The organism is Halobacillus sp. ABD4_316 (genome assembly GCF_056161385.1).
In genome coordinates, this window is record NZ_JBSWZA010000001.1 from 1,248,718 (window position 1) to 1,268,896 (window position 20,179).

Genomic DNA, 20,179 nt, shown 5'->3' on the forward strand with positions numbered 1-20,179 from the left:
CGGTTATTAACGGTCTTCAATCGGCGTGTACGTCTGGCCTTTAGGCCCTGCATACTCCGCACGAGGACGGATCAGGCGGTTGTTGGAATATTGTTCAAGGATATGAGCAAGCCATCCAGACACACGGCTGACGGCGAATATCGGCGTGAACAAATCGTGATCGATTCCAAGACTGTGATAGACAGAAGCAGAATAGAAGTCCACGTTTGCCGGCAGTCCTTTGTTTTCCTTGATATAATCTTCAATCTTAATAGACATTTCATAGTATTTGGAGTGGCCGGTCAGCTTTGTGAGCTCACGGGACATCTCTTTCAAATGCTTGGCGCGTGGATCACCGGAACGATAGACACGGTGGCCCATCCCCATGATTTTCTCTTTGTTTTCAAGTTTCTTCTCAATGGCCGGTACGGCATCTTCCACACTATCAATTTCCGTAAGCATCTTCATCACACGCTCATTGGCACCACCATGAAGCGGTCCTTTCAGTGCCCCGATAGCCGCTGTTACACCGGAATATACATCGGATAAAGTGGCAACACAAACACGGGCTGTGAATGTAGATGCGTTCAATTCATGGTCTGCGTGCAGGACAAGCGCTTTGTTGAAGGCTTCAACTTCAAGATCTTCCGGGTCTTTTCCATTTAGCATGTAAAGGAAATTCGCTGCAAAGCTGAGTTCTTTTTTAGGTGAGACAGGCTCCTTCCCTTTACGGATCCGGGCAAAAGCCGTGACCACAGTAGGAATTTTCGCCTGCAGACGAAGCGCCTTGCGGTTGTTCGCTTCCTCTTCCATCACATCGGATTCAGAATCGTACAGACCGAGCATTGAAACGGCTGTACGCAGGGCAGCCATTGGATGAACGGTCGTTAAATCATAGGATTTAAGATGATCAATGACCTCTTTTGGAATATCCATATTGGAAATTAAATCTTCTTTGAACTCTTTCAATTCCTGTGAATTAGGAAGCTTTAAGTTCCAAAGAAGGTAGATCACTTCTTCAAAGCTTGAGTTATCAGCTAAATCATCGATATCGTACCCAACATACGTAAGCTTATCGTCTATGATGGAACTGATGGATGATTCCGTTGCTGTAATCCCTTCAAGACCTTTAGTTGATGATGACATACAATCTCTCCCTTTCGAAAAGTTCCAAACGAATGCTTGTCCGTTTGACAAGAAAACGCTTTACATTTAACAGAATTCCTTAATAGGAAAATGACCCCACAAACAATTATAAAGTATTCTGAAGAGAATGTGAATTGAAACCGTTTAATTTTGATGGAATTTATCGAACCTTTTTCCTTTTATTCCCTTAGTGAACAGGGTGCAAACAGGGCAGAAGTCTTACAATCCACATCGAAAAAAGAGGGTGCCGGAGTTGACCAACCACCTTATTTCCATCATTTTAAGGTCCGTTCTGCTTCTTGGAGGCTTAACGGCAGCAGCTATGCTTTTCCTGTTCCTATGGAATTATTTACATCCTTTTCTGAGTGCCTACCTTTTTGCAGCACTTCTTCGTCCTTTCATCCTTCTGATATCCCGCAGGCTTCGTCTGCCCCGTTTCCTTTCTATTCTACTTGTTCTCGGGATGTTCACCCTGCTTGCACTCAGCATCTTCGCCCTTGTGGTAGCTGAGCTGATCAAGGGATTTCAGCACTATTCCACAGACCTCCCTGCTCAGGCAGCTGCTTTATCAGTGTTTATAATGAATCAAGGAAGAGAATGGGCGGAACCGTTGACGTTAAGACTGCAGTCCTCTCTGGAGCACTCCGGAATCGTGACCTCTTCCATTGATGAATACCTGCAGGCGGTGCAGAGTCAGGCGGGACGGGTAAGTATGGATTTGTTAAGCGGGGTGTTCGAAGGTATCCGGTATATCGCAGGGATGATTCCGACTTCTTTAGCTTACACAGGTATCGTTATGATCGGTACTTTTTTCTTCAGTAAGGATTGGGAAGCGATTCACCGGCCTTTCCGGAGGATTATTCCAGCTGTTGTCCTGGACCGTGCCGAACAGGTGCGTGTTGAAATCGGAAAGACATTCAAAGGACTGATCAGAGCTCAATGTATGCTTGTAAGCATCAGCACCCTCATTATAGGCAGCGGACTCTATCTGCTTGATGCTCCCCACGCTCTCACGGTAACGGCTGCCGCCTGTCTGGTCGACTTCATTCCTTATGTGGGGACAGGGGTGATTTTCATTCCATGGATGCTGTTCCAGTTTTTTTCTGGAGATTTCCCAATGACGATTGGGCTTGCTGTTCTATATGCTGTCGTCGTTACGACAAGGCAGCTTCTGGAGCCCAAGCTGATGGCCGATCAATTCGGTGTCCCCCCCATTGTCCTGCTGCTTACCTTTGCGGCGGGCTTTCAACTTCTCGGCGTCTATGGAATCATGCTCAGTCCGCTTTTGCTGATGGTCATTCAGACATTAAAGAGGACTGGAGCTTTTAAAGAACTCTTTCATTTTATTACAGCAAAATAAAGCTCCATTTCCAGAACGGAAATGGAGTCTTTTTATTTTCTGTAAATGGTCACGGTTCCTTTATCCATTGCTTTCTGAATCGCCCGTTTCACAAGTCCTTTTAACGGCGTTCTCGTCATGGGCAGGAGAAGGATGAATCCTGCGGCGTCTGTAATGAACCCAGGCGTTAACAGGACAGCTCCTCCTACAAGGATACAAGCCCCGTCCAATAAAGCATCCTGAGGCATACGCCCCTGCTGCATAGAGAGCTGGACATTCTGGATCGTTTCCATCCCTTGTTTCTTGGCAAGCCAGGCTCCCAGGGCCCCCGTACTGATGATCAGAAGGATGACCCACCATGGACCGATGACATTTCCGGCCCCGATCAGCAGACCGATTTCCAATGCGGGTATGATCAATATGAGGATGAATAACCAGCGAAACATAGCATCTTCCCTTCTTTTCCTTTCCTCCATTATACCTTTTTAAAGCTGTAAGGTAAAAAATAAAAGGCAGGGATCTCATCCCTGCCTTTCCTTCTATCTATTACAGGACGCTTGCATGTCCTTCGTAAATGTCACCACGGGAACTGTCGATGGTAAGATCGGAACCATCCTTGATCAGTTCAAGAGCATTTGGTACGCCCACGATAACCGGGATACCAAGGCTTAGTCCGACAACGGCTGCGTGGGAAGTCAGACCGCCTTCAAGTGTAACGATTCCTGCCGCTTTTTCGATGGCAGGCATCATGTCACGGTCTGTTCCGTGAGTCACGATGATATCACCGTCTTCTACACGGTTGATGGCATCCTGAGCATCTTTAGCGATGATGGCACGACCATACGCGCTCTTCTGGCCGACACCCTGGCCTTTGACCAAAACATCACCGATAACGTGAACTTTCATCAGGTTGGTTGTACCGCTCTCTCCAACAGGTACACCACCCGTAATGATGACACGATCCCCGCGGTCAGCTAGGCCGGAAGCAAGGCTGCGTTCAACCGCAACGTCTAGCATGTCATCCGTAGAGTACGCGCGCGGCCCCATGACTGCATACACTCCCCATACAAGTGAAAGCTTACGGTTGACCTCTTCGTCAGACGTAATCGCTACGATCGGAGCTTTTGGACGATACTTGGAGATCATGCGGGCGGTATGTCCACTTTCAGTCGGCGTAACAATGGCGGCTGCATCCAGGTTGATCGCTGTGTGCGTAACAGACTGGCTGATGGCATCTGTAATCGTCATATCACTGTGCTTGGAGCGGTCCTGCAACAGGGATACGTGGTTCAAGCCTGTTTCTGTTTTGGAAGCAATATTATGCATCGTTTGGACGGCTTCCACCGGATAGTCACCAGCAGCTGTTTCGCCGGAAAGCATGATCGCATCGGTGCCGTCAAAAATGGCATTGGCTACGTCAGAAGCTTCCGCACGCGTTGGACGTGGGTTGCGCTGCATGGAATCAAGCATTTGTGTGGCCGTAATAACCGGTTTGCCGGCTTTATTGCATTTGCGGATCAACTGCTTCTGTACAAGAGGTACATCTTCTGCTGGAATTTCAACACCAAGGTCACCACGGGCAACCATCAATCCATCACTGACTTCAAGAATTTCGTCGATGTTGTCGACACCTTCCTGGTTCTCGATTTTTGGAATGATTTGAATGTGGTTGGCGTTATGCTTCTCAAGAAGTTCTTTGATTTCAAGAACATCAGACGCACGGCGTACGAAAGATGCAGCGATGAAGTCAACACCCTGCTCAATACCGAACTCGATATCCTTGGCATCTTTTTCTGTAATACCAGGCAGGTTGACGCTAACGTTTGGAACGTTGACGCCTTTTTTGTTTTTCAATGGTCCATTGTTAAGGACCGTTGTCTTGATTTCTTCATTTTCCTTGTCCACTTCTTCCACCTGAAGTTCCACAAGACCGTCATCAAGAAGAATTTTGGATCCAGGGTGTACGTCGTTAATGAGACCGGAATAAGTTACAGAGAAACGCCCTGCATCCCCTTCGATATCCTTCATGGATACGTACGTTGTGGATCCTTTTTCAAGGTAGCACTCTCCACCTTTTAGAGAACCGGTACGAATTTCCGGACCTTTGGTATCCAGAAGAATCGCTACAGTCTTCCCTACGGCTTTTGAAGCTTCACGAATGTTTGTGATACGTGCACCATGTTCGTCGAAATCTCCATGTGAAAAGTTCAGACGGGCAACATTCATCCCTGATTCGATAAGCTGTGTCAACTTTTCTACAGATTCAGACGCTGGTCCAATCGTGCTGACGATTTTTGTTTTTCTAAACATATTATTTCCTCCTCTAGTGCCTCTTACGTTTATATAGATAGTTCTTTGGAAAGACGATACATATCAAGGTCAACCGTATGCTTGGCGTTCAAAATCTCCACAATGTCATGGTCCACCAATTTGTTCGCTTGGATACCGACCATGCGGCCTGCTTTACCTTCGAGAAGCAGATCGACGGCATAAGCGCCTAAGCGGCTTGCAAGAACTCTATCTGCAGCGCTCGGGGATCCTCCGCGCTGGGTATGCCCCAGTACAGTGACACGGGATTCCAAGCCGGCAGCTTCATCAATGCGGCGGGCAAGCTCGCCTCCGGTGCAGACGCCTTCGGCAACGATGATAATGCTGTGTTTCTTGCCACGTTCATGTCCTCTTCGAAGACGATCGATAATATCTCCCAGCTCATCTTCCGCTTCCGGAATCATGATACTTTCCGCACCATCTGCAAGTCCAGCCCAAAGGGCAAGGTCCCCTGCATCGCGGCCCATGACTTCTATGATGAACGTCCGCTCATGGGACGTAGCTGTATCACGAATTTTGTCGATGGCATCAATAATGGTATTCAATGCTGTATCAAACCCGATTGTGAAATCAGTTCCAGGTATGTCGTTATCAATCGTTCCTGGTACACCGATACATGGGTAGCCTTTTTCCGTAAGTTTCTTAGCCCCCATAAAGGTACCATCACCACCGACAGCTATCAAGCCTTCAATGCCATGTTTTTTTAATTGTTCAATCCCTTTCAACTGACCCTCTTCGGTTTTGAACTCTTCACAACGGGCAGAATAAAGCTTGGTTCCTCCACGCTGAATGATGTCACCCACGGATCCAAGTTCCATTTTTTCGATATCACCGTCGATCAAACCCTGGTAACCGTACTTGATCCCGTACACTTCAATGTCATGATAGATCGCTTTCCTGACAACTGAACGGATGGCCGCGTTCATACCCGGGGCGTCTCCACCACTCGTAAGTACTCCAATTTTTTTCATTCTCATCACCTCAAAAGTAATCTATTTATGTTGTTTCCAACTAAAGATGAATTGAAACCTCAGTCCCCCTGATCTCTAGGACTCCCTTTACAGTCTACCCTTTTCTGCACAGCTGGACCATTCTTTTTCCCGTGATAACGTTACCATCCTGTAAAGATGCGAAAAGCCGCACGAAATGTGCGACCTTCCAATAACGGACCTTTATATTTCAACCCTATCATTATAAATCAAGATATGAGTAATCGCCAATGTTTTTATATTTTTTGAAACGATTCTCCAACAGTTGATCATGATTCAAGGTGTGAAGTTCATTCAGGGAATCGGTCAGGACCTGCTTAATTTCCTGCGCCTGTGTCTCGACATCGCGGTGGGCTCCACCCCTCACTTCCGGGATGACACCGTCAATGACGTTTAATTTCTTCAAGTCGTAGGAAGTAATCTTCATCGATTCGGCAGCTTCCTGAGCAAGACCTGCATCCTTCCATAAAATGGACGATGCTCCTTCTGGAGAAATAACGGAATACGTGGAGTTTTCCAGCATGAAAATTTTATCTCCGATGCCGAGTCCGAGAGCTCCACCACTTCCTCCTTCACCAATGACAATACAGATGATGGGCACAGTCAAGCCGGCCATTTCCATCAAATTGCGGGCAATCGCTTCACTCTGCCCGCGTTCTTCTGCTGCTTTCCCTGGATAAGCGCCTTTCGTATCGATGAACGTAATGATCGGGCGCTTGAACTTCTCTGCCTGTTTCATTAAACGAAGCGCTTTACGATAGCCTTCCGGATGAGGCATCCCGAAGTTACGCCGGATGTTTTCTTTCGTATCCTTCCCCCGCTGATGACCAATGACTGTGACGGGCTGTTCATTGAATCTGGCAATTCCGGAAACGATTGCCGCATCATCACCGAATGTACGATCCCCGTGAAGCTCCAGGAAATCTGTAAATAAGTGCTCAATATAATCAAGAGTCGTGGGCCGTTCCGGATGGCGGGCCATTTGGACTCTGTCCCATGGTGCCATCCGATCATAAACGTCCGTTTCCAGTTTTTCCAGACGTTTTTCCAGCTTGGCGATTTCATCGCTTAAATCCATTTCACTGCTGTCTGTGAGCTGTTTCAAATCTACAATTTTTTCTCTTAGTTCGATGACTGGTTTTTCAAATTCTAACACGTGTTTCATAACCGGCTTCCTCCTACTGCGTGAAGATCCAGAACAGTTGTCAGTGTCTCTCTCAGCTCATGGCGGTGGACAACACGGTCCAGCTGGCCATGCTCCAACAGAAATTCAGCCGTCTGAAAATCATCCGGCAGTTTTTCCCGGATGGTCTGTTCAATAATTCTTCGTCCCGCAAAACCAATCAAAGCTCCAGGTTCTGCAAAGTTATAATCACCAAGGGAAGCAAAACTGGCGGATACACCGCCTGTAGTCGGGTGAGTCATGACAGAAATAAACAAACCTCCATCTGCATGAAGGCGCTGCAGCGCTACAGAAGTTTTTCCCATCTGCATGAGACTGAGGACTCCTTCCTGCATACGTGCGCCCCCGGATGCCGTAAAGATGATAAATGGAATTCCTTCTTCGCGGGCCTTTTCAATGGCGTTCGTTATTTTTTCACCGACCACGGACCCCATACTTCCCATTCTGAACCGGGCATCCATGACAGCTACAGCCGCCTCAAGGCCGTTCATCCGGGCTTTCCCAGTGACTACAGCTTCATTGAGATCGGATTTCAACCGGTCTTTCTCTAATTTCTCCTCGTAATCTGGAAAGCCGAGCGGGTTGCTGGAAATCATATGCTTATCCCATTCGGTAAACGTACCCTCATCAAACGAATGCTCAATCCGTTCATAGGCATTGAGGCGGTGATGATGATCACAATATGGGCAGACATTCATATTCCGATTTAATTCTTTACGATAGAAGATTTTTTGACAGTTGGGGCATTTCTGCATTAAACCTTCCGGTACATCCTGTTTGGCTTCCTGGCTTGGTATGGATGCATACCTTTTTTTCTTGCTGAAAAAGTCTCTAAGCAAGGTGATTCCTCCTTTGGGACAAAGCTTCCTTTCTATTCAATATACAAAAAGTACTTTGCGTAATACCACTGAATTTGTCGTTATGGTTTCGACATCATTTTCAACGATAGAGCTGTATGATATCCATTGTACTGCCCTTCTGCAGGGCTTCCGCCACAGAATCATACCAGCTTTTATCATAGTGCACATGATGTACGGTATTGGTAAATCCGGCTATAAACTGCCACATGGAGAAAAGCAGCTCCTGCCCACATGTAGAAAAAAGATAGTCAAACACATGGTAATGCCTTTCCTTACCAACATGTCCTTCTATGATGTCTTTTAGACGGTACAGCTGTTCGCTGGTCAGTTTATGCTGCAGAATCGTCAATACTTCTTTTTCGATCATCTGCATAGCTGTCAATAGTTCCTCTTTTGTCCTCTTTTCCGTCAACAGGAAGTTCGACAGCAGTTCAACCATATGATACGGGCGGTAGGATCTCATATAGGTACCTTCTCCGCGGCGGGTTTCTATCAGACCGAGCAGTTCCATGGCGCGGAACGCCTCGCGGATCGATGACCTTCCTACACCGAGCTGTTCGCTTAGTTCGCGTTCAGAAGGCAGCTTATCGCCAGGGCTCAATTGATTCTCCTCAATGTAGGCTTTCAATTGATACAAAACCCCTTCATATACCTTCCCTTGTGGTTTAGTCAACGTACCCGAACACCTCTTTCCCGCTTTTATCCTATGGCCATATGTAAGGGGAAAGATCTCTTTCCCCTTTTCCGGCACTTATTCTTCATCAATTAAAGTGAGCTGTCTCGTCTTTTCTGCCACCTCTTCAGGGTCTACATGATGACGAGCTACGCCTGATTCCATTGCAGCTTTTGCAACGCTTGCTGCCACAGCTGGAGCTACACGCGGGTCAAAGGGAGCAGGAATAACATAGTCCTCATTCAACTCTTCATCACTTACAAGGGAAGCAATCGCCTCCGCAGCTGCGATTTTCATTTTTTCATTGATTCGAGTCGCGCGTACATCAAGAGCCCCTCGGAAGATTCCTGGAAAAGCCAGAACGTTGTTCACCTGGTTAGGAAAATCAGATCGTCCTGTACCGATGACACGAGCCCCTGCTTCCTTCGCATCGTCCGGCATGATTTCCGGTTCCGGGTTGGCCATGGCAAAAATGATGGAGTCATCCTTCATACGGGAGACCGTTTCCTTGGACAACAAACCACCAACAGATACACCGATGAAGACGTCAGCATCTTCCATGACTTCCTCAAGAGCGCCTTCGACACGGTCTTTATTCGTAATTTTAGCAATTTCATCTTTGACATCATTCATTCCGTAGTCGCGGCCTTCAAAGATAGCACCTTTGGAATCACACATAATAATATCACGTACACCGAAATGATAAAGTAATTTGATAATAGCAATTCCTGCGGCCCCTGCCCCGTTGGCCACCACTTTAATATCCGACCATGATTTTCCTGTGAGCTTCAAAGCGTTCATCAGACCTGCGACCGTCACGATAGCCGTTCCGTGCTGATCATCATGGAAGATAGGGATGTTCGTTTCCTTCTTCAACCGCTCTTCAATAATGAAGCAGTTTGGTGCAGCGATATCCTCCAGATTTACGCCGCCAAACGTGGGCTCCATCAACTTCACCGTCTGCACAATCTGATCGATCTCTCTCGTGTTCAGGCAGATAGGAAAAGCATCAACACCGGCAAAGCTTTTGAACAATGCGGCTTTCCCCTCCATGACTGGAAGAGCAGCTTCAGGACCGATATTTCCAAGTCCAAGCACGGCAGAACCGTCACTGACCACGGCCACCATGTTCCCCTTCATCGTATAATCGTAGACCGTTTCTTTATGGTCGTAGATTTCCTTACATGGCTCAGCCACTCCAGGGGAGTAGGCAAGACTTAGATCCTTAGCATTCCGTACAGGTACTTTTGAATGTGTTTCCAGCTTCCCCTTGTTCACCCGGTGTATATGCAATGCTTCATCTCGCAGATTTGACACAACAACACGCTCCTTTAAATGAATGATAGAACCGACCCAGGTGGTCTGACCACCAGTAACTCCTTAATTATAACAGATGATAAGGTCGTGTAAAGATTTTCAAAAATATGGACTTAGTTTTTAATTTTCCGCCTTCTTTTTGTTACTTCTTAATGCGACATTTTTCTCCCCAAAAAATGCGTGCAACTGATCAAGACAGTCTCTGGTGGGCTGAAGGCCATAACTTTCGTCAAGGCGGTAGGTCTTCCGATCTTCTGACCGGAAAAGAAAAACTGGTGTATTCCCCGGGAAATATTGTGCCGTTTCTTTTAACTGTTGAAGGGCTTCATTTTCGTTTTCATCCGTTACTTTAACGAACAGCCGTCTTTCTCCCTGAGCTGACTCATGGGATGGTTCATCCAGTTCAAAAGGCTGAAGGGACTGAATAATAAGCTGCTTCCTTCCGTTTCTTTCCTCTACTTTCCCCGACGTTGTCACAAGCATCTGTTCTTTCAGCCACACTTTGACGTCCCGGTACGTATCCGGAAAGATGACAGCATCCACTTCAGCACTTTCATCACTCATGGATAAAAAGGCCATCGGGTCCCCGCGCTTTGTACGAATTTCCCGAATGCTGTCAACGACCGCAGCCGTATCGACTTTTTTATTCATTTTCATCCTGAATAGCTGAGCAAGAGCAAGGATGCCTCTTCTCCGGAGAGATTTCCGCTGACTCTCAAGGGGATGATCAGATAAATAAGTGCCGAGGACTTCTTTTTCCATCGCCAGATTCTTCAAAAGCGGAAAAGGTTCCACATCCACCATATCCATGACCATTTCCTGATCGAAGAAACCGGGCTGGTCCTGGAATTCCTTGAACAATTCCCCCTGCTCAAGAGCCTGATCGATGGTGGCCAGAGCACTTGCACGGTTGGAGTGCAGTTCATCAAAAGCCCCGGCAATAATGAGCCCTTCAATCACTTTCCGCGATACAATTTTCGTATCCACACGCAGACAGAAGTCGTTCAAATGGCGGAAAGGCTGTTGTCCACGCCCTTCTACAATCGCTTTAGCCGCCTGATACCCTACGCCTTTGATGGAAAGAAAACCCATAGTGATTTCCCTACGCTGCCCCTGAGCAGTCGCCCCGCTTTTATTTATGGAAGGAGCCTTCACCCGTACGTGCATCTCCCGCGCTTCCCGAATGTATGCGGCCAGTTTGTCCCGGTCTCCCAGATTCGCGTTGATAAGCTCGGCCATGAATGCAGACGGATGATGAGCTTTCATAAAGGCCAGCTGGTAGGAAATTAAGCTGTAGGCAACAGCGTGGCTCCGGTTGAATCCATAATTGGAAAATTTGACAATCCAGTCAAACAGCTGCTCAGCCACCTGCTCGGAATATCCATTTTCCAATGCTCCTGATACAAATGCTTTCCTCTCACTCTCCAAAACCCCGGCCTGCTTCTTGCTGACCGCTCTCCGAAGCATGTCCGCCTGTCCAAGCGAATAGCCCGCAGCAAGTCCCGCCACCTGCATAATCTGCTCCTGATAGACGAGTACGCCATAAGTCGGGCTTAAAATTCTTTCCAGATCCTCGTGTGGAAGTTCGATCGCTGCTTTCTTGTTCTTTCTTTCAATGTAAGTATCGATATATTCCATCGGACCCGGCCGGTAGAGGGCGTTAACGGCGACCACATCTTCAAAATGAGTGGGCTTCAGCTTTGTGAGTACCTGCTTCATGCCCTGCGACTCCAATTGGAAGACACCATTGGTTTTTCCTTCCGTGAGCAGGGAGAAGGTTGCAGCATCATTCAATGGAATCTGATCCAGAGAAAAGGACCGGTTTCCCGCCCTTTGAATCTTCCGTTCCAGATTTTCCATAAAGGTCAAGTTCCTCAGTCCCAGAAAATCAATTTTCAAAAGACCGATTTTTTCCAAATCCCCCATAGTAAGCTGTGTTACATACACCTCTCCCTGGCTTTTCATTAAAGGTGTATATTCCATCAGCGGTTTTTCTGAAAGCACGACCCCTGCCGCATGTGTGGAAATATGGCGGGGAAGGCCCTCCAGCTTGGCTGCAATTTTGAACAGATGCTTCAGTTTTTCCGAGTTTCTAATATAATCTTTCAATTCTTCCGACTGACGGACGATTTCTACAAGAGGTTGAGCCGCCTGCTTCGGCAGCTGATGAAGGATAAAAGACGCATCGCTCTCCTCAATATGGAGAACCTTGAACAATTCCCTCAGCACACTTTTTGCAGCGAATGTACCGAACGTGCTGATTTGAGCTGCATGTTGCCTTCCATACTTTTCAGCTACATAGGAAATGACCTCCTCCCTGCGCTGGTCAGGAAAATCGATGTCGATATCCGGCATCGTAATACGTTCCGGATTTAAGAACCGTTCAAAGAGCAGTTGATATTCGAGCGGATCCACCTTCGTGATGTCGAGAAGATAAGCGACAATCGACCCAGCCGCCGATCCCCTCCCAGGTCCGGCATTGATCCCCTTTGCGCGGGCAAAATCGATAAAGTCCCAGACAATTAAAAAGTAATCACTGAAACCCATGGATTCAATGACACTTAATTCATGGTCCAGCCGCTCGACAGCCTCTGCCTTGCCGGCATATTTTTTCTTCAGGGCAAGCTCGCAGAGTTCACGCAGATAATCCGCTCCGCTTTTCCCTTCCGGTGCCGGATATGTAGGAAGAAGCTGCTGGTTCAGATCCATGTCCCATTGACAGCGGCGCGCGATGTGGTCTGCTGTTTCAAGGACTTCCGGCCACCATTCCCCAAAGAAGGATTCCATCTCTTCCGCACTTTTTAAGTAGAAGGGGCCGTGAGCACTCTTCGGTGTATAACGCGTACCTTCATCCACCGCCCGTAAGCATAGATAGGCGTCGGCTTCCTCTTTTTTTATGTAACGCACATCCCCGACAGCCGTTACCTGCAGCCCTTTTTCATCCGCCCATTCCCGCAGAGGGGTGTGCAGCTGCCGTTCAGAATGAAGATCCACATCTTGAATACTTAAGAAAAAGTCCTCTTTCTTCACTGCGTGCATCCATCGGTTCAACCCGTCCTCCATATGCTCGAACATCCGGTCGGATAAGGGTTCTCCCCATGGAGAGGCAGAGGTCATATGAATGACGATCAGCCCCTGACTCACGTCGGCGAACGTTTCCAGATCCAACGGATGATCTTTTGTATTGGCCCACGTAGCTATTTTCATCAGGTTTTTATACCCGGTCTGATTCGTCGCGAGAAGCCGAACGGGATGGAGAAGGGAACGGTCCTCGATGGTCGTCGTTAAACCGATTACCGGCTTGATCCCCTGTGCCCGGCATTCCTCATAAAATGCCAGCGCCCCGCTCAACGTGTTCTCATCCGTCAAAGCGATGGATTCAAACCCAAGGGCCTTCGCCTCATGGACCAAATCGTTAATCTTCACCGTACTCTTCATAAGACTATAGCCGCTGCGGACATTTAAATGGGTGAAAGTCATTTCGCACACCTTCTTTCATGTGTAAATTATAGCTACTATTGGATAGGGAATAAAGCCCTCTGCATAAAACCACAGGAAAAAGAATATTCGTTTAAATAGAAACACATTTTCCAGGCGGAAAGAGGGACAAGATGGAAGACCGTTTAATCGTATCCATGATCCAATGCTTCTTTATCGCTTTTGGAGTTATTGTAGGTGGAACACTGATTGGAAGTATCGGCAGTTACTTAACAGGGGAAGCTCCGCTGACCGCCATGTTCCGCATCGCCAAAAGTTTAAGAATCTGGGCTGTTGTTGCAGCCATCGGGGGAACCTTCGATGCCATCAGCAACTTTGAAAAAGGCATTCTCGACGGATCCACTTTCGATATGTTCAAGCAGATCGTCATAATCGTTGCAGCTATGGGCGGGGTGAAGGCAGCACTTCTGTTGTTTGAGTGGCTGCTTGGAGAAGAGGTGACCTGATGCATTTCCCTCCTTACCATAAAAGCAGGGAATGGAGGCGTTTTTTCGCCGGTGTGCTGCTGGGCACCCTGGCCGGCTGGCTCTTTTTTCTTTATACTCATGGGCAGCTTCAGCAGAAATACACGGAAGAACACATCGCCTTGACTACAGAGCTGCATGAACTGGAAGTGAAGTATGAGGGACTGCTGAACAATAAAAACCAGGATTCTGAATCCGCACCACTGACGGTGGGCGAAATGGACGTATCCTACACCAATGCCAAAAAGCTGGAAGTCGACCTGCTTACGCAGCACCAGCTGACAACGATGGTCAAGGATCAGCTTTCTTCCCTGCCAGGGAAGCCTGTAAAAGTGGTAGCTGATCAGGCGGATCTGATCTTAACCGCCCTTGAAAACAAAAACTATGTGGTGGATGACTTCACTTACCAATTGAAAGTGAACCGGCTGATCATTTCAGAAGTCATTACGTTAAGACTTGAAATAAAGCTGGTACGTTAAAAACGAGCAGGCCATCTTATGCCTGCTCGTTTCGATATGCTTTACAAACCTCTTCCAATTCCCGGGCAATGTCCTCGGTTTCTGCCCAGTCGGAAGCAGAAGCCCCGGAGGCCATCGGATGTCCACCACCATGATGAGCAGCGGCGACTCCGTTAATCACCGGACCTTTGGAACGCAGGCGGACGCGGATATTATCTTCTTCTTCCACGAAGAACGCCCACGCAAGAATGCCCTCAATATCTCCGAGAAGGCCGACCAGCTGGCTCGTTTCGGTCGCTGTCACACCAAATCGCTCCAGTGTATCCTTATCAAGACGAATGGTGGAATAGCCGGCCGGGTGAAGCGTGAAGTTCTCAAGAACATAGCCTTTTAACCTGGCTACGTGGACAGGAGTCTTATACATTTCGTTAAACAGGGAAGATCGATCAAAATCGTAATGCACTAAATCCGCAGCATAGGAGAGCGTTTTTTTCGTAGTGCTTGGAAAAAGAAAGCGCCCGGTATCCCCTACAATTCCTGCATACAGAAGCCTTGCAGAACGTTCATTCATTTTCAGCCCGGCCTCGATTCCTTCCATATATAAATGATAGATCATTTCGGAGGTGGAGCTGGATGTCGTATCCACCCATTGAATATCTCCATACTGATCGACGTCAGGGTGATGATCAATTTTCACGAGCTGTTTTCCTGTTCCAAATCTCTGGTCGTCAATACGGGCCTGATTGGCTGTGTCACAGACGATGACTAAAGCTTCCTTAAAAGTATCATCAGCAATATCATCCATTTCGGCAAGAAATGCCAGTGACGGCTCCCCTTCGCCTGCAAGGTACACCTGCTTTTCCGGAAAGCTCGCACGAATCATTTCGGCAAGTCCGGCCTGGGAACCATAGGCATCGGGATCCGGCCGGACATGGCGGTGGATAATGATAGTCGAATAAGATTTAATGGACTGAATGATGGCTTGTGTAGACATGAAATAAAGCCTCCTTTTAATTTTTTCCTGACAACCGCCTGCAGAATTCCCGGCCCAGGTAGCCTTTTCCAACAAAACAAGCTACAATGAAAAGGAATTCTTAACGATCAGGAGTCGATTCACCTTGATTATTTTTCCGATTCTCATCTTAGTTTCCCTTGTTCTTTACATTTACTACAAAGTGATGGTCATCCGGGCCCGGGATCCACTTACACAGGAATACTTGAACAGCAGATCGAAGATTTTCCTCGGCGGATTCTTGTTTTTCTTTGCGATTAACCAGTATGTATTTTATCAAACAAGGCTTTCCTTGTTTGTCGGGCTGGTTTTCCTTATCCTCGGAGCTGCACAGGCTCGGCTCGGCTTTAAGGCGAGCCGCCATTACCAGCAGGAATATAAAAAGCAGGAAGCCCGTTCACAGACCTGAATGCTTCACAAAGCCGCTGCCCGGACAGCGGCTTTTTTTATCGATCGATCAACTGAGCCATAAGAAGGGCTTTTCCGACAATCGATTTTCCGTGATGAACTTCAATGTCCACCTTAGCAAATTTGCGGCCGACTTCTAAAATCTGTGGAATAATTTCAATATCACTTTCAATTTGAACCGGCTTGATAAAATAGACGGAAATATTTTCGACGACCAGATCCCCTTTTTTGTACTTCCGGAGCATCCGGCTGGAGGCCTCTGTAATCAAGGACACAAAAACGCCGTACGACATCGTGCCAAGCTGGTTGGTCATCTGCGGAGTCACCGTCGTGCTCCAGCGCTGCGGGCTCTGATCGCTCTCCACCATCACCATCCGGTTTGTAGCCAGATCATCGATGGTTTCTCCAACTTGAGGCTGCCGTTGAATGTGCTGCAGCGCCTTCAGTACATCCTGCCGGGAGATAATCCCCTGGAATTTATGGCTGGTGTCAACGACCGGCATCAGTTCGATTCCTTCCCACACCATCACATGCGCCGCATTAGCCAGGGATGTCGTCGTGTGAGCCGTCATCGGATTACGGGTCATCACCTTATCGATCCTGACCGTTTTCTCCTGCCCGATGACATCTTTAGAAGTGACAATTCCAACCACACGGTTCTGCTCATCCACCACCGGATAGCGGCTGTGCTTCGTTTCATCATTCAGGTCATGCCAGCGCTGGACAGTATCCCTTGTGGAAAGATACCTGGAATCTTCAAAAGAAGTGTAGATATCATCCACCAGCACGATTTCCTTTTTGATGAGCTGATCGTAAATGGCTCTATTAATCATTGTCGCTACAGTAAATGTATCATAACTTGTAGAAATAACAGGGAGCTTCTTTTCGTCGGCCAGTTTTTTCACGGTATCTGTCGTATCAAATCCACCCGTTACTAACACAGCCGCCCCCTCCTTCACTGCAAGTTCATGGGCATTCGTCCGGTTTCCGACAATGAGGAGTGAACCCGCTTCAGTATAACGCATCATCGCTTCCAGTTTCATAGCTCCGATGACAAACTTCCCAAGGGTTTTATAAAGGCCTTCTCTGCCGCCCAGAACCTGCCCATCAACGACGTTGACAATTTCAGCGAACGTCAGACGCTCAATATTCTCTTTCTTCTTCTTCTCAATCCGGATGGTCCCCACACGCTCCATCGTACTGACAAGATGCTGGTTTTCCGCTTCCTTAATGGCACGATAGGCCGTTCCTTCACTGACATTCAGCGCTTTTGCAATCCCGCGTACGGATATTTTACTTCCTACCGATAAGGACTCGATGTGCTCCAGGATCTGTTCATGTTTTGTAGCCATTCACCCACCAAACTTTCTATCTGTACTAGTCATTTCTCACTTTATTGTTATTATACAACTGATACAGATGTTCTGCAATTTCTTCCAGAAATCAGGGGGCATGGTTTCGAGGATTAAACCGGTATTGGATAAAAAAAAGCGGCAGAGCCACAATGACCCGCCGCTTTTCAACTCTCTACAATTCTATGACTTCTCCAGGCTGAAGCGCACGTCCTGTTCCAGGCTTCACCTGTGAAGCAAATCCTTCTCCATCCTGATTGATGAGATCGAAGGTGTTATAGTGAACTGGAACGACCTGTTTCGCCTGCAGCCATTCTGCTGCGGTTAAAGCATCCTCGGGTCCCATCGTGAAATTATCCCCGATCGGAAGAAAAGCCAGATCAATATCATTGCGTTCCCCGATCAGTTTCATATCAGAAAACAACCCGGTATCCCCGGCGTGGAAAATGGTTTTGCCATCGATAGTCAGCAGGATCCCCGTCGGCATCCCTGTATAGACAATCGTGCCATCCTCTTCTGTATAAGCTGAACCATGAAAAGCCTGGGTAAACTTCACATGTCCGAAATCAAATTCATGCCCTCCGCCGATATGCATCGGGTGGGCATTTAACCCTTTGTTCCCAAGATAGGTAGCCAGTTCAAACGGAGCAACAATCTGCGCATTGGTCCGTTCGGCAATCTCGAACGTGTCCCCTACGTGATCGTTATGTCCATGAGTCAGCAGAATGACATCCGGTTCCACCTGATCGGCATCCAAATCCGTGTTCCCGTTATCGGATATGAATGGGTCAAACAAAATCGTTTTTCCATTGGCTTCCACTTTGACTACGGCATGTCCATGATAAGAAACTTTCATCCTTCCACTCCTTCTCACAAAAGTAATGTATACGGCCGGATGCATTTATCCAGCGCTTTCCATTTCCTTCTACACTTTTTTTCATTTCCCTGTCTTTCTACTCCTAAAACACAGGCGGACTTTTTCAGAGGAAGTCCTTGATCTCCACCCTATCCGCTAAGAAAGGACGTGTCTGACCTATCCCGAAGCAGAGCTGTGCCAGAGGTATTCATACATACGAAAACCCCCGGAAGCCGGGGGTCTCACCGTTACTCTTTATTCATTTTACGCTTCAGCGCCTGCAGTTCATCATCCACATCATCTTTTTTGTCCATTTCCTCGAATTCATCATCAATGGAGCGGGCTTCTGATGAAAGATCATCACTCGTATCCGCCTCCGCTTCATACTGCATGACCTTTTCTTCCATACGCTCAAAACCTTGACGGGATTCATCCCCGCCGATGCTGGACATGGTCCGGTTCATCTTCGTACGGGTTTTCGCTGATTCCGCACGGGCTTTCAAGGAATCTTTCTTCAGTTTCATTTCCTGGTATTCTTTCTTCATTTCATCGAGCTTTTCACGGAGATTGGAAGCGTCTGTCTGCGCTTGTTCCCAGGACGCTTTCAACTGCTCGGCCTGTTCCTGATGATTTTTCTTATCTTCCAGGGCACGGCGGGCAAGATCTTCATTACCGGCTTCAATGGCTTTTTCCGCCTGCTGCATCCGCTTATCCGCAAGAGCCTGGGCATCATCGTACTTGCGCTTCAGCATTTTCTCATTGGCGATCTGCTTAGCAACAGCGCTCTCTGCTTCACGAATGTCATTTTCCATGTCCCTCATAAATTGGTCGAGCATTTTCACTGGATCTTCAGCTTTATCGAGCATCGCATTCATTTCAGAACCTACGACCGTCTTCACACGTTTGAAAAATTTGAACATGTAAATTCCTCCTTATTATTTAGAACCTGCTATAATTTTCAATTCATACGCTTCGATGTCTGACCCGATACTGACTTCAACTTCCGTCCCCCAGGCTTCCACACTCAGGTATGCTTCTTCATCTTCAGATATATAGTCCGCATAGTTGACGGTCCGGCCGTTCACGTTCGCACTGCGGCCTTCCCCTGTCACCTGGGCTTCCCCTTCTTCATCCTTCGTGTAGGTCACACCTTCGTATTCAAGAGAAGCGGGGTACGGCCTGCTCACGGGCAGATTGACCTTCTCATACATCCCAAGCTCCAGCTCGTCATCCATTTCAGCAGCGAGCCATTTGGTTCGATTCCCTTCCAGCAGCTGATAGGCATACCATTCATAAGAACCGTCCCGGTAGGTGATTTTCCCTACTACTTCGTAATCGGCGAGGTCGTAGGTCACGATATCTCCTACTTCAATCGTCAGCGGCGTCCGTTCTTTCACCTCGGGCACCTGCTGGTCTTTCTTTTGAAACAATCGAGAGAAAAAACCCAATCCTTCACTTCCCTTCTGCTTTGCCCTGTGTACCTTATGTACGGAAAGCCACGGGCAGAGGTTTCACTTTTTCAAAAATATTCACCTTTCTCCCTTAACGATGGCGGTGGATGACATCAAGACCGCCGGTGACTTCGTATATTGTGCCTGTAATCATATCCGAGCGTTCATCACAGAGAAAATCGATGGTCCGTGCGATATCCTCTCCTGTCCCGGGTCTTCCTATCGGTGTCTCCTCATCCGTCGTATTCCGGCTTTGATCGATGGATGACTCCTTCCATTCACCTACAATATTCCCGGGGCAGATCATATTTGAGGTGATGCCGTGCTCGGCTTCCTCATAGGCAATCGTTTTGGTCAGGGAAACGAGCCCGACTTTCGCTGCAGCGAAGGCTGATCGGTAAATCCATCCGGATGCCGCATGAGCTCCTTGAAATCCATAATTGATGATCCGGCCGAAATGCTGTCTGCGCATATATGGAATGGTCAGCTTAAGCAGGTAAAAGACGGCATCCAGATTCCCACGGATCATTTGATTCCATTCTTCTTTAGAATAGTCCATCAGCTTTTTCCGTTCAAATATATAAGGCCCTGCATTATTAATTAAGAAGTCGATGCGGCCGTAGCGGTCCACCGCCTCCGCGACCACACGTTCCAAATCCTGTTCCACTGTGACATCCGCCTTCACGAGCTGAATACGCCCGCGCGCGGAAGCAAAGTCATTCAGGAGTGTCTGCGCCTTCTGCTCGTCGTTAAAATAGGTCACCGTTACGGAATACCCCTGAGCAAGCATGTGTTCCGTAACTTTTCTGCCGAGGCCTTTCGTGCCGGCTGTTATGATGGCATGGCGCATCTAAACCCCTCCTTTT

The 20,179-nt window shown here is 47.7% G+C and carries 19 protein-coding genes; 4 read left to right on the forward strand and 15 right to left on the reverse strand.

Annotation, left to right across the window (positions count from 1 at the left end; translation table 11 throughout):
* Positions 1–6: 6 nt before the first annotated feature.
* On the reverse strand, positions 7–1,125 hold the full coding sequence (gene citZ, locus ACXAJH_RS06750; RefSeq protein ID WP_474969180.1) for a citrate synthase: 1,119 nt from the start codon (positions 1,123–1,125) through the stop codon (positions 7–9).
* Between the two features lie 253 nt (positions 1,126–1,378).
* Here citZ and ytvI point away from each other — a divergent pair, with 253 nt between their 5' ends.
* Positions 1,379–2,485: a sporulation integral membrane protein YtvI gene (ytvI, locus tag ACXAJH_RS06755; RefSeq protein ID WP_474993415.1), complete on the forward strand. Its 1,107-nt coding sequence runs from the start codon at positions 1,379–1,381 to the stop codon at positions 2,483–2,485.
* A 32-nt stretch (positions 2,486–2,517) separates the two neighbouring features.
* Here the strand turns inward: ytvI and ACXAJH_RS06760 are convergent, their stop codons facing one another.
* The 8 genes from ACXAJH_RS06760 to dnaE all read right to left on the reverse strand — a co-directional run bounded on the left by ACXAJH_RS06760 (position 2,518) and on the right by dnaE (position 13,294).
* A complete protein-coding gene (locus ACXAJH_RS06760) occupies positions 2,518–2,910 on the reverse strand; it encodes an FxsA family protein (RefSeq protein ID WP_474969182.1) in 393 nt (130 codons plus the stop codon).
* Positions 2,911–3,010: 100 nt separating this feature from the next.
* On the reverse strand, positions 3,011–4,774 hold the full coding sequence (pyk, locus tag ACXAJH_RS06765) for a pyruvate kinase (protein ID WP_474971149.1): 1,764 nt from the start codon (positions 4,772–4,774) through the stop codon (positions 3,011–3,013).
* Positions 4,775–4,803: 29 nt separating this feature from the next.
* A complete protein-coding gene (gene pfkA / locus ACXAJH_RS06770; protein WP_474969183.1) occupies positions 4,804–5,763 on the reverse strand; it encodes a 6-phosphofructokinase in 960 nt (319 codons plus the stop codon).
* A gap of 220 nt (positions 5,764–5,983) precedes the next feature.
* Positions 5,984–6,946 (reverse strand): acetyl-CoA carboxylase carboxyltransferase subunit alpha, encoded by a 963-nt coding sequence (locus ACXAJH_RS06775; RefSeq protein WP_474969184.1) that lies wholly within the window; start codon positions 6,944–6,946, stop codon positions 5,984–5,986.
* Positions 6,943–7,803 carry an acetyl-CoA carboxylase, carboxyltransferase subunit beta gene (gene accD / locus ACXAJH_RS06780; protein ID WP_474969185.1) on the reverse strand — a complete coding sequence of 287 codons (861 nt, stop codon included), beginning with the start codon at positions 7,801–7,803 and terminating at the stop codon, positions 6,943–6,945. Before accD ends, ACXAJH_RS06775 begins: the two co-directional genes overlap by 4 nt.
* Before the next feature lie 100 nt (positions 7,804–7,903).
* Entirely contained in the window at positions 7,904–8,497 is a 594-nt protein-coding gene (locus tag ACXAJH_RS06785; RefSeq protein ID WP_474993416.1) for a FadR/GntR family transcriptional regulator, read from the reverse strand.
* A 78-nt stretch (positions 8,498–8,575) separates the two neighbouring features.
* Positions 8,576–9,814, reverse strand: a complete 1,239-nt coding sequence (gene ystJ, locus ACXAJH_RS06790; protein WP_474993417.1) for an NADP-dependent malic enzyme — start codon at positions 9,812–9,814, stop codon at positions 8,576–8,578.
* Positions 9,815–9,934: 120 nt separating this feature from the next.
* The gene (gene dnaE, locus ACXAJH_RS06795; protein ID WP_474993418.1) at positions 9,935–13,294 is read right to left on the reverse strand and encodes a DNA polymerase III subunit alpha; all 3,360 of its coding nucleotides are present in this window, start codon (positions 13,292–13,294) and stop codon (positions 9,935–9,937) included.
* Between the two features lie 131 nt (positions 13,295–13,425).
* Here dnaE and ytrH point away from each other — a divergent pair, with 131 nt between their 5' ends.
* Positions 13,426–13,758: a sporulation membrane protein YtrH gene (gene ytrH, locus ACXAJH_RS06800; RefSeq protein WP_027955151.1), complete on the forward strand. Its 333-nt coding sequence runs from the start codon at positions 13,426–13,428 to the stop codon at positions 13,756–13,758.
* Positions 13,758–14,255 carry a sporulation membrane protein YtrI gene (ytrI, locus tag ACXAJH_RS06805; RefSeq protein ID WP_474969189.1) on the forward strand — a complete coding sequence of 166 codons (498 nt, stop codon included), beginning with the start codon at positions 13,758–13,760 and terminating at the stop codon, positions 14,253–14,255. Before ytrH ends, ytrI begins: the two co-directional genes overlap by 1 nt.
* 16 nt (positions 14,256–14,271) lie before the next feature.
* Here ytrI and ACXAJH_RS06810 read toward each other — a convergent pair whose 3' ends face one another.
* Positions 14,272–15,228 (reverse strand): DHH family phosphoesterase, encoded by a 957-nt coding sequence (locus ACXAJH_RS06810; RefSeq protein ID WP_474989545.1) that lies wholly within the window; start codon positions 15,226–15,228, stop codon positions 14,272–14,274.
* Between the two features lie 124 nt (positions 15,229–15,352).
* Here ACXAJH_RS06810 and ACXAJH_RS06815 point away from each other — a divergent pair, with 124 nt between their 5' ends.
* A complete protein-coding gene (locus tag ACXAJH_RS06815) occupies positions 15,353–15,655 on the forward strand; it encodes a YtpI family protein (RefSeq protein ID WP_027955148.1) in 303 nt (100 codons plus the stop codon).
* 37 nt (positions 15,656–15,692) lie between these two features.
* On the opposite strand, the gene ACXAJH_RS06820 is transcribed toward ACXAJH_RS06815, so the two are convergent.
* The 5 genes from ACXAJH_RS06820 to ACXAJH_RS06840 all read right to left on the reverse strand — a co-directional run bounded on the left by ACXAJH_RS06820 (position 15,693) and on the right by ACXAJH_RS06840 (position 20,163).
* The gene (locus ACXAJH_RS06820; protein WP_474969191.1) at positions 15,693–17,006 is read right to left on the reverse strand and encodes a DRTGG domain-containing protein; all 1,314 of its coding nucleotides are present in this window, start codon (positions 17,004–17,006) and stop codon (positions 15,693–15,695) included.
* A gap of 175 nt (positions 17,007–17,181) precedes the next feature.
* The gene (locus ACXAJH_RS06825; RefSeq protein ID WP_474971146.1) at positions 17,182–17,862 is read right to left on the reverse strand and encodes a metal-dependent hydrolase; all 681 of its coding nucleotides are present in this window, start codon (positions 17,860–17,862) and stop codon (positions 17,182–17,184) included.
* Positions 17,863–18,110: 248 nt separating this feature from the next.
* Positions 18,111–18,782 (reverse strand): PspA/IM30 family protein, encoded by a 672-nt coding sequence (locus ACXAJH_RS06830; protein WP_474969193.1) that lies wholly within the window; start codon positions 18,780–18,782, stop codon positions 18,111–18,113.
* 15 nt (positions 18,783–18,797) lie between these two features.
* Positions 18,798–19,310, reverse strand: coding sequence for a DUF4178 domain-containing protein (locus ACXAJH_RS06835; protein WP_474969194.1), 513 nt, complete (start codon positions 19,308–19,310; stop codon positions 18,798–18,800).
* A gap of 94 nt (positions 19,311–19,404) precedes the next feature.
* Positions 19,405–20,163, reverse strand: a complete 759-nt coding sequence (locus ACXAJH_RS06840) for an SDR family oxidoreductase (RefSeq protein WP_474969195.1) — start codon at positions 20,161–20,163, stop codon at positions 19,405–19,407.
* Positions 20,164–20,179: the final 16 nt, after the last annotated feature.

Bases quoted from the DNA above. Each gene is read 5' to 3' on its own strand.
- citZ (WP_474969180.1), bottom strand. From the start codon at position 1,125: ATGTCATCATCAACTAAAGGTCTTGAAGGGATTACAGCAACGGAATCA.
- ACXAJH_RS06760 (WP_474969182.1), bottom strand. From the start codon at position 2,910: ATGTTTCGCTGGTTATTCATCCTCATATTGATCATACCCGCATTGGAA.
- pyk (WP_474971149.1), bottom strand. From the start codon at position 4,774: ATGTTTAGAAAAACAAAAATCGTCAGCACGATTGGACCAGCGTCTGAA.
- pfkA (WP_474969183.1), bottom strand. From the start codon at position 5,763: ATGAAAAAAATTGGAGTACTTACGAGTGGTGGAGACGCCCCGGGTATG.
- ACXAJH_RS06775 (WP_474969184.1), bottom strand. From the start codon at position 6,946: ATGAAACACGTGTTAGAATTTGAAAAACCAGTCATCGAACTAAGAGAA.
- dnaE (WP_474993418.1), bottom strand. From the start codon at position 13,294: ATGACTTTCACCCATTTAAATGTCCGCAGCGGCTATAGTCTTATGAAG.
- ytrH (WP_027955151.1), top strand. From the start codon at position 13,426: ATGGAAGACCGTTTAATCGTATCCATGATCCAATGCTTCTTTATCGCT.
- ytrI (WP_474969189.1), top strand. From the start codon at position 13,758: ATGCATTTCCCTCCTTACCATAAAAGCAGGGAATGGAGGCGTTTTTTC.
- ACXAJH_RS06810 (WP_474989545.1), bottom strand. From the start codon at position 15,228: ATGTCTACACAAGCCATCATTCAGTCCATTAAATCTTATTCGACTATC.
- ACXAJH_RS06820 (WP_474969191.1), bottom strand. From the start codon at position 17,006: ATGGCTACAAAACATGAACAGATCCTGGAGCACATCGAGTCCTTATCG.
- ACXAJH_RS06825 (WP_474971146.1), bottom strand. From the start codon at position 17,862: ATGAAAGTTTCTTATCATGGACATGCCGTAGTCAAAGTGGAAGCCAAT.
- ACXAJH_RS06830 (WP_474969193.1), bottom strand. From the start codon at position 18,782: ATGTTCAAATTTTTCAAACGTGTGAAGACGGTCGTAGGTTCTGAAATG.
- ACXAJH_RS06840 (WP_474969195.1), bottom strand. From the start codon at position 20,163: ATGCGCCATGCCATCATAACAGCCGGCACGAAAGGCCTCGGCAGAAAA.